We start from the raw sequence: 8,961 nt of genomic DNA, 5'->3' as shown, positions 1-8,961 counted from the left end.
GCCTTAAATCCGGCGAGGCCGACAATATTGAAATGAGAGCTGTTACAGGCGGCCACCTATTTTTATATGAAAATCCCGCCGAGGTTTTCAGGCTCATCAGCACCTGGCTGGAGACGCGCAGAAGATAGATCTTTTTGGGGTCGCCGCCTTTTTACAGCTGGCGAACAGCGCGTATCCGGCTGGTGACAGCGGTCGCTATCATTACCGTGACGGCACACACCCACAAAACCCTGGCGTTGCCAAAGTGCATCACCAGCGGCCCGGCGGCCAGCTCGCCAACGGGGATAGCGACAAACGACCCCATCGCGTCATAAGCGTAAACGCGTGCCAGCTTGTCATGCGGAATATGCATAGTTACGCCAGCCTTTGCGATGAAATACCCAGTCACCTGAACGCAGGGCTGACGTATTCGAGCGTATCACTCGCCCAATCGTTCTACCTTCTAAGGGTTCGTTTAATTCCCAGTCACCATCCATACACTCCCGCATATAAGGATCGACCGAGAAGTGGACATTCTCGACCCATGCAGCCCCTTCTCCCAAGGGTTCCAGCGGCTGCTCAACGAAGCGGAAATTCTCTGCCAGAGGTTCGCCGTGGGGCCTGGAAATTTGATGAACAAAAATATTATGCTGACTAATAAAATTATCACTACTCATATTAACTACCTTGTTAACATTTAACCAGAAAGGTTACTGTAGTATTGGTTGGGCAAGGAGTTAAATGCGAATTAAGCAATAATTACTAAGTTATTTGTATAATCCTGCTTTATCTGGGTCTTTACGCTTTTATTCCACCACTTTTTTCGGATTAAGGAGTGAAGAAATGCAGGCCATAAGAATAAGGTAGCGGACAGAATTATTTTCGCAGGTTAAGGAGCGAAAATAGTTCAGGCACCGCGCCTCACCGGCAAACAGCCGCGCCACGCGGATTTTGCCAGCCGGGGGGAGCCGAATAAATTTCGCCGCCCCAGCGATCAAAAAGCTGTCGCCCACGACAGCGGTTTATTTGGGGGGCATCGCCCCGCCCACCCTCGCGGCTAAGTCTCCGGCCAAAAGCCGGTAACGTGGCGCGTCCCCCTCTTTAAAGGTCAGCTTCCCTTTTGTTCCCGCTGCGAGGAACGAGCAAAGGGAATAAAAAGACGAAAGCGACCGTCTTAAAGGGGGGCGCGCGTAGCGGGCGATGGTTTGCCGCCTTTAACCTCGGGGGATTTGGCGCGGCGTTCAGCCACGACATTACCCCCATGCGGTAGGCAATAATGGCATCCAGCCCGCATGTACTGGCGCACGCCGTTTCGTGCCGGAAAGCATGCTTTCCGGTACATGGCCGCATCGCGGCCACCAGACAGAGCAAAACCTTAGCGGGAACCGTCCGGTAGTTCCACATTGAGGTGCCATTCACCACCTGTTGCCATTAGGTTGCGCCTGAACGTAGAAAGTTCGAATCGCGCGCCCCGCTTTTCCATGCTGGCGGCGGTAGGTTGGTGGATGCCCAAAACCTGTGCCATTTCACCCTGCGTTTTTGCCCCGTCTCACCCGGTTCAGCAAAAGGGATATTGAGCAGGATCTCCATGGCTATCGCCTGTGTACGGCGATAACTTCCAGCTTATCATCCGCAATAAGCTTTTAAAGCGTTGCAGGCTTTAACCGGCAAACGGGCAGAAACAAGGCCCGTTAATTTTCCTTTATCAACGCGACTATTTTAACCGCGTCACATCTGCTTGCTATTGCGCCACCGCTTAAGGAACCAGGCGGTTTTTCTGTTCACTTACTCTTTCTTACTTTGCGGTGAAGCCGGATCGGGATGCCGTTGCCTTGCCGGTTTGCTGCCCGAAACAAGTAAAAAGGAAAATTTATGCCAACATCTTTACATGGTGCTCTTATCCCCTTGTTCACTTACCTCAAGCTGACGCCTGAGAGGCGGGGCGATGAAGAAGCCTTTGAGTTAGTGATGTGGTCAGATTTATCGCTGCGGCTTTTGCATTATCCCGATAACCACATCACCTTTAGCTGCCTGCTTCCTTTCAGGGCAGCCAATGACATCACGACTGAGCTTCTCTGGGAACTCCTGCAGGCAAATTTGATGAACGAATATTCCCCGCCCATTGTGCTGGCGGCTTCGGCAAACAGTGACGAGATAGTAATATGGTCACGCTTGCCGATGAACATGGCCGATCCTCAGGCCCTGATTGCCCTGTACGAAAATATGGCTTTTTATACTCATACGCTGGGACAGCGTCTGGGCATTATCAGCCAGCCCCTTCCTGATGAAATGGGAGCCTGATTATGATGCGTATATTTTCCTCCGGCAGCAGCCGACAGTCCCAGCAGAGCCAGCCCGCTCATCAGAGCCTCAGCGCCACGCAAATGCAGGCATCCGGTCCCTTTCAGCATCAGGTCAGGGTAGTTTCACCACAAACGCTGCAAAGTATGGAGCTGGCGGCGCAAGTCCAACAGGAAGTGCGTCGGCAATTAGGGCATGGTGGTAATCAGTGGCTGCCGCTTGTTGCCGATAAGGGAGAGAGTGCGATGCGCGGTATCATGGCCGTGCGCGCCACGGGCCGCTTCAGTCAGGAAGCCAGCGAAGCGTTTACACAGCGGTTTCCTGACGCTGGGACAAACCTGGATCGCGCTTATGCGAGTGGAAACAGCGCCCTGAGGGTGCAGGGAGGACATTGCCAGTCCTTTGCCGATCTGGCCTACACGCAAGTAGCAGCCAGAGGAGCCGGTAAGCCGGTGTTTAATACGCTCTACAATAACGACCATGTGCTGGTGCTGTTAGGAGACAAACGGCAGGAAGATCCGGTAGTGCTTGATGCCTGGCAACATTTGCCGATTGTAACCACGCTGGATAACAGCAAACTCGATCCAGGCCGGCTTGACGTTATCCAGCAGCGAAACGATCCCCGCCCCGATCCGCACGCCCAATGGGCACTGCGCCATGTGCGTACCATGCCGATGGCGGAGATTGAGGATATATTAACCTCAACTACCTATCCGCCAGTGGGGAAAAAATTTGTCAAACATATGGTAGAAAGTGCGCGTGCGCAGGAGCCTGGACGTTATGACGTACGTTCGCTGGCGAAAGATCCCAGCACCCGCTTCACTGACCATCCTGACCGAGAGGCGAAGCCTTTTGACGTCATGTCTGCATCATCATTATCCAGTGCCCGACGGACCATTGAGAAATATGAAAAGGCTGCAGCCGACGATCCCGGGGGCTATGGCAAGGCAAAGCGTTTCTGAATAAGGCATCAGCGACCGGCGCATGCCGTATATTTTGGTGATAAGCGAGGGGGAACTGCACGCTTTCAACGACTACCACAAGGCTTACAGCGCCTCACCAATGACAGTTGAAGGTTATCGATTGAGTGCATTATAACCTGTTGCTAAACAGAGCCTGTCCCATTCGGTTGCGGGGCTTACCTGCCCACTCTTTTGCACAGATTATATATCATTCGGTAATGGGGCTTATCTACCCCCTCTCCTGCACAAATTATATACCACTCGGTAATGGGGCTTACCTGCCCCCTCTTCTGCACAGATTATATGTCACTCGGTAATGGGGATTTACCCGCCCTTTTTCTACAGAGAAAATATGTCATCCGACAGGAAGCTTTATCTGTCCCACCGATTATTTTAAGCTGTGCCCCAGCATAACTGCCGGGGAAATCAGGCTAATGGAAGCGGGTGCAGAAAGCGTTTCAGAAGGTGGCGCTGCATCAACTGAGAACTCAGAACTGAGAACTGAGAACTGAGAACTGAGAACTGAGAACTGACAGCGTTCATACTCTGTTCTGTGAAGTAAAGACCTGCATAGCATACGCCCGTTCAAAGGCTACCGGCTGATGAAGACTAAAGGTGCGGTAACGATGTGCCAGAGAATGCCCTTGTCTGCCTGTTTATAGGTAATAAAAAACTGCGCATAACAGGCTGGATGTTAGCAAGGATTTTAAAAGCCTTGCTAACGCCTGTAATCGTTAATGATGTCTGACCCGATAAATATCAGCGAAATATAAATAGCCTTTTTTATCATACTGCTTTTTCAGGCGTTCTTTTTCATCATCCGTTAAAATATTTTCAGAAAATATTCTTTTCACAAATTCTTCCCGCACGTGTACTTCCATATACCAGTCACCGGTATAACAGTTTTTCCATGCCCCTCTGTCAATATCTTTAACCCTGTATGACGGGTTAATATGAAAGAAGAAAAAGAAATTACAGACAGCAAAAATCAGGCAGCAGATTATATACTCAGGTGTGCCAAAAGAATCTGAGTAGAGTAAGAGGCTGATAGTCAGTAAGAAAAGGAAACACATTAGTCCGTAAAGCCCAGGATATTGTTTGACAAAACTGACATCAAAATATGGCCGATCGTTGCGATTTTGCTCTACGTTGATTCTGTCTAACTCTTCTTGCAAAACATCATCAAATTTGTTGTTCATTGCCTTAACCTTCTAAAAATTATCAGATAACCGTTTCTTTCAATAAAAATGCAACTACTAATTCTTCATGTTCAATGCAGGCATGGTGAGTCCCTGAGCTATATAGCTATGCTGGAAAAGTGATACGGGTTGGATAACAATCCGCCTAAGGTTTTAAGATTTTCTTCGCATTGTTGCCGCGTTTGCGCGCCTCCCAGAGAAAGGCGTATATTGTTTGGCGGGCTATTATCTGTACAAAAGGCCACACCTGACACAACGCTAATGCCTTGCTCACGCAGCTTAGCAGCGACATCAGAGGAATTAGTGCTGATGATCTCCGGGATCGGTAACCATATATGATAACCGTTTTCATCAGCGCTATAATCGAGCCCTGCCAGGTGGAGGGCGGCTAATTTTTGGCGCTGTTTAGCTTCTGTACGCACGGCGGCTAACATTCGCTCGGCTGTGCCATCGGTGATCCACTGGCAGGCCAGAGCATTGGTAAAGGGACTGGACATCACCGTCAACGTACGAAGTATCCCGCTGAGTAGATGTGCAGACTGTTTATCGGGACATTTCACGAAGCCGATACGTAAACCGGGACCTAAACACTTGGATAAACCGGTTATATACCATGTCAATCCTGGTATTATTTCCGCAAAAGCGGGGATGTAATCCTTCATTAAAGCGGCATAGGCATCATCTTCAATGACGGCTATATCATAACGTAAACATATCTCCGCTAATTCGGTTCTGCGTTTTAACGGTATCGTCAATGTTGTCGGGTTATGCAAAGTCGGATTAATATAAAAAGAACTGATAAGACCCAGCTTGCAGAGCGCTTCCAGAGAGGAAGGTATAGGGCCATCTTTATCACAGCTGACGACTTTTAATTTAATATTAAGCTGGCTGGCGATTGCTTTTATACCTGGATAGACCAGGTTGCTTACGCATAAGGCGCTGTTCTTTCTTTTCGTTAATGTTAGCAGCCCAACTAAGGCAACATGTATCCCCGGACATACCAGGATCTCTGACGGGTTGTTGACTTTACATTTTTGGCCAATCCAGTGCATTGCTACTGCTTTATCTTCAGCTGTTCCGCCAAAATCCTGATAGCGCATTAGGTCCGTTATACTGCTGCGATTAAAAAGATTGATAACGCCGTTACGCATCTCCTCTTCCAGAAAGCGCATATCCGGTTCTACAGGCGCATTCATGGTCATTTCATAGCTACTGGTCACCTTAGGAAGCGAAGAAGCTTTGCTACGTATAAAGCTTCCCAATCCAGGGCGTGAATCAATCAATCCTCTACGGCGAGCTTCCGCATAGCCGCGGGTAACGGTTGTGTAGTTCAGACCAAGGATAGCCGCCAGTTCACGTAACGGAGGTAAGCGGTAATGAGCGGGAAACTCGCCGCTACCGATACCTTCTGCGATCATATCCGCTATCAGTAAATAAGCCGGACGCTGAGATTCATGCTGAATTCTTGTTGCCCAGCGGGTGAAGGGTAATGCGTTCATCTTTAGCTCACAGAGATAACCACTTTTTTATTATTGATACCATAAAAAAAATCAATGTTAAACTTGATTGCATCTATGATTGCATAATTAATGTATTCAGAGGGCTTGCCACCACGAGCAAGGGTGATAAAAAACAATTTAACTAATTGTTTATAATTAAAAAATTTTAATTTCACTTAGCAACACATCAGGCAAAAGAATGCAATAGCCTTCCTTGATTGATTGCATCTGTTAGGGCTGGTTTGCTTTGATATGATGCAAGAGTAATGAGGCGATTAGGTAAGATGAGTGAAGGAGATTGTTAACGAAGTTAACATTACCCAACGTGCCGTTTACAGGTAAATCACGAGGGTATTCAGGGGGTAAGCATAAGCAAGGCACCCGACTTTTCATTCTCTGCGGTGTCGTAACTTGTCAGTAAAATCAACGCAGGCAGGATCGCGGTAACAGGGTGTAACCCGCGAGCCGGACAATTCTGTGGAACTGTTGGACTGTTGGACCTGTAGACCTGTAGAACTGTAGAACTGTAGAACTGTTGGACTGTTGGACTGTTGGACTGTTGGACTGTTGGACAAGAGTCAGACACAAGCGCTGACAGCGCCTCCTATTTAAGAGCAAAGCCCTTTGGTCAGGTGCTCTAACCACTGGTGTGAAGGTCGGGTTAGCCGCTGATGCTGTTACGCCTCTCTCTTTCCCGCCTGAGGCTCACAATTAGAGCTTTCTGACGCAATAGTGATTCTCTTACGTGCAGTAAAAAGATTTCTGACGCTGTAGGATTACCTTTCGGGCGTGGGCAAAAAGCAAATTCTATTGCCGGCACGGCTTGTCTTACATAATCAGCAACGCGTACCCCTTGTTTTGCAAGGTTGAGATTGTGGTCAGTGCTGATAGTGCATGGGTCACCGAAGTAGCGATCCATTGCGGTTTATAATGGTGCCAGGCTAATGCCTGATCGCACACCGCGACGTCGATTCCCTGCTGCTTGAGTTCAGAAATCAGAACGAGATTCGGGTTATCCACCCCAAAGCGCTGCCGAAAGTGTGCGTTATCCAGCATGGCTGATGTCGCTTCGCCATTGACCGCCACCACAAACTTCAGCTGTTGTACCGGCACCCCCGCCGCTACGTAGGTATTAACCACTCGTGCGACCTGATCGAGTGCCGGATTGACCAGTGCCGGGCGGGCGGCACCGCGGCTTACCTTGAATACGACTTTATTGCTGAGTGTCAGGCTCGGCTGAAATCCGCTTCTGCTGTCCTGGGGAATGTTGCCATAGCCCTTGATGGCCGGAGTGATCCATCCGGAATCGGATTCAAGCGGCATTGCCTCAAGCTGTGAGGGAGAGTGCATAATGCGCTGGCTTAAAGCTGCCCCAAGAAAACCACCCGCAATGGCAATAGCCACGCTAATCACTACAGTACGCATTTCATCCCCCTGACCGGAAGAGCTGTTAGTGGAAAATATTGCCAGAAAACAGCCGTTTTTATCATGACCTTTCTGAACGTGATCACAATACAGCAGAGGAGGGAATTGAGCTATTACTGTCATAAAATCGTTATGACTTAGCGTTTTCTCTACCACAGTGGGTAGGATTAGCCACCCGATCCTGATGATAAAAAATGAGCATCGCCTGTTTCAAACATCCAAACACGTTATCTTTATCAGACTCGTGAGTGTAATTTGATAAGGTCTGACGGAAGAAAATTCCGGCTTGTTTGGCGAAACGGTTGCGTGGTAGCTGAGCCGAGGCCAACCAGCAGGCCCTGTTTAAGCGGCCCGCTTAAAGCCACTTAAGCCGGATAAATAACCGCGTGGATGTGAGTTTTCAGCGTCCCCTTTTGCCAAACGCTGCCGTCTTTCTCACCGGGTTGGACTGATAATTAAACAGGCGGCACCCCAGGCACCCTCGCTGCCCTCATCATGAATATCGGACATAATCTGCTCCACCCGGTAGCGCTCAGAAATATTCTCCCTGACATAGCTTTCCACGCGTTCAAATTTATTCAGCACTTTTTGCGCACCGCTGAGTAATTCGCCATCCGCCGCCGAGTAATAGTAAGCAAATACGCCGAATTTAATGGATGAAGCGTCACGGTTGATAGAAAGCACCGACGTGATCCTTTCAATATCGTGATACCAGCCCGACGGGCCACCCGGCTGATTTTTAACTTCAATCACTGCCCGAGGTTGTGCTTTGCCCCACCAAAGCAGAACATCGAAACGGCCGCTTAAACGAGCCTTCGCCGGCTTAGGGCCTGGCGCGATTGCACCCGCATGATCCATCGAGCTAAGACCATTGCTTTCAAGCGTCACAAATTTGGCGCCCGGCATGTCGCTTAAAGCCTTAGCGATATAGGTGGTCAGCATATATTCGGCAGCTGTCCAGACCCAATATCCTCCGGACATTTGACGATAATCTTCATGCGCTTTTTCAATACCCGTAATGATAGCACCACTAATTGTCTCTGTTGAAACGGCGGCCATTTGCTACTCCTTGTTTAAAAAGAAATAGTCCGGGCCGTTCCCTATCGCTTTAATAACGTTGTCTATTGACCTTAATTCCCGGATTAACGATAAACGTTCAGAGGCGCCCTTCACCCCGTTGCTTATTTTTTTAGCCGATTGTTGTGCTTTTTTATTCAACTCTGCCCCCCCCGGAACAGAATCTTTCTTTTTTTGCTTATATTTAAATCAGTCAAACTCAAAAATAACATTTCCCCTTTGACAGTCTGCTGCGTCCTCGTTATGATTTGCCCCGTTCAAACGATTCCTCTGTAGTTCAGTCGGTAGAACGGCGGACTGTTAATCCGTATGTCACTGGTTCGAGTCCAGTCAGAGGAGCCAAATTTGAGAAACCTGCTTAAGGAAACTTAAGCAGGTTTTTTTGCTTTATGCTGACCACGCGTTTTTCTTTTTTGATGCAGCTGATTAGCCTGCAAATCTTTCCTGATGCCTTTCTTCTTTCTCTCTGCTGAAGAACAGGGTCTGACCGAGCGTCCAGTTCAATAATAGCGTAATGCC

8 protein-coding genes, 1 tRNA gene and 1 pseudogene are annotated in these 8,961 nt (G+C 48.8%); 3 read left to right on the top strand and 7 right to left on the bottom strand.

The genetic code is table 11. The annotated features are described in order from the left end of the window. Window positions 1–151 precede the first annotated feature (151 nt). The 3 genes and pseudogenes from RTK32_RS14405 to RTK32_RS14395 form a co-directional block, all read right to left on the bottom strand. Window positions 152–352: a hypothetical protein gene (locus RTK32_RS14405; RefSeq protein WP_409451099.1), complete on the bottom strand. Its 201-nt coding sequence runs from the start codon at window positions 350–352 to the stop codon at window positions 152–154. After that, entirely contained in the window at window positions 336–656 is a 321-nt protein-coding gene (locus RTK32_RS14400) for a hypothetical protein (RefSeq protein ID WP_312045114.1), read from the bottom strand. Before RTK32_RS14400 ends, RTK32_RS14405 begins: the two co-directional genes overlap by 17 nt. Before the next feature lie 698 nt (window positions 657–1,354). Then, a pseudogene (locus RTK32_RS14395) lies at window positions 1,355–1,616 on the bottom strand (transcriptional regulator). Between the two features lie 235 nt (window positions 1,617–1,851). Here RTK32_RS14395 and RTK32_RS14390 point away from each other — a divergent pair. Next, a complete protein-coding gene (locus RTK32_RS14390; RefSeq protein ID WP_312045113.1) occupies window positions 1,852–2,280 on the top strand; it encodes a CesT family type III secretion system chaperone in 429 nt (142 codons plus the stop codon). A 2-nt stretch (window positions 2,281–2,282) separates the two neighbouring features. After that, window positions 2,283–3,242, top strand: a complete 960-nt coding sequence (locus tag RTK32_RS14385) for a hypothetical protein (protein WP_312045112.1) — start codon at window positions 2,283–2,285, stop codon at window positions 3,240–3,242. A gap of 734 nt (window positions 3,243–3,976) precedes the next feature. Here the strand turns inward: RTK32_RS14385 and RTK32_RS14380 are convergent. The 4 genes from RTK32_RS14380 to RTK32_RS14365 form a co-directional block, all read right to left on the bottom strand. Continuing rightward, the gene (locus RTK32_RS14380) at window positions 3,977–4,441 is read right to left on the bottom strand and encodes a YlaC family protein (RefSeq protein ID WP_312045111.1); all 465 of its coding nucleotides are present in this window, start codon (window positions 4,439–4,441) and stop codon (window positions 3,977–3,979) included. Window positions 4,442–4,539: 98 nt separating this feature from the next. Further along, window positions 4,540–5,940, bottom strand: a complete 1,401-nt coding sequence (locus tag RTK32_RS14375) for a PLP-dependent aminotransferase family protein (protein WP_312045110.1) — start codon at window positions 5,938–5,940, stop codon at window positions 4,540–4,542. Window positions 5,941–6,768: 828 nt separating this feature from the next. Further along, window positions 6,769–7,365, bottom strand: coding sequence for a DsrE family protein (locus RTK32_RS14370; RefSeq protein ID WP_312045109.1), 597 nt, complete (start codon window positions 7,363–7,365; stop codon window positions 6,769–6,771). Window positions 7,366–7,800: 435 nt separating this feature from the next. Beyond that, window positions 7,801–8,424: a hypothetical protein gene (locus tag RTK32_RS14365; protein ID WP_312045108.1), complete on the bottom strand. Its 624-nt coding sequence runs from the start codon at window positions 8,422–8,424 to the stop codon at window positions 7,801–7,803. A gap of 284 nt (window positions 8,425–8,708) precedes the next feature. Between RTK32_RS14365 and RTK32_RS14360 the strand changes: the two genes are divergently transcribed. Beyond that, a tRNA-Asn gene (locus RTK32_RS14360) sits at window positions 8,709–8,784 on the top strand. Window positions 8,785–8,961 lie beyond the last annotated feature (177 nt).

The sequence above is a fragment of the Erwinia sp. genome (assembly GCF_031978025.1).
In the GTDB taxonomy this organism is placed as follows: domain Bacteria; phylum Pseudomonadota; class Gammaproteobacteria; order Enterobacterales; family Enterobacteriaceae; genus Erwinia.
The sequence above is the reverse complement of the archived record's forward strand: the minus strand, read 5'-3'. Positions and strand labels throughout refer to the sequence as shown.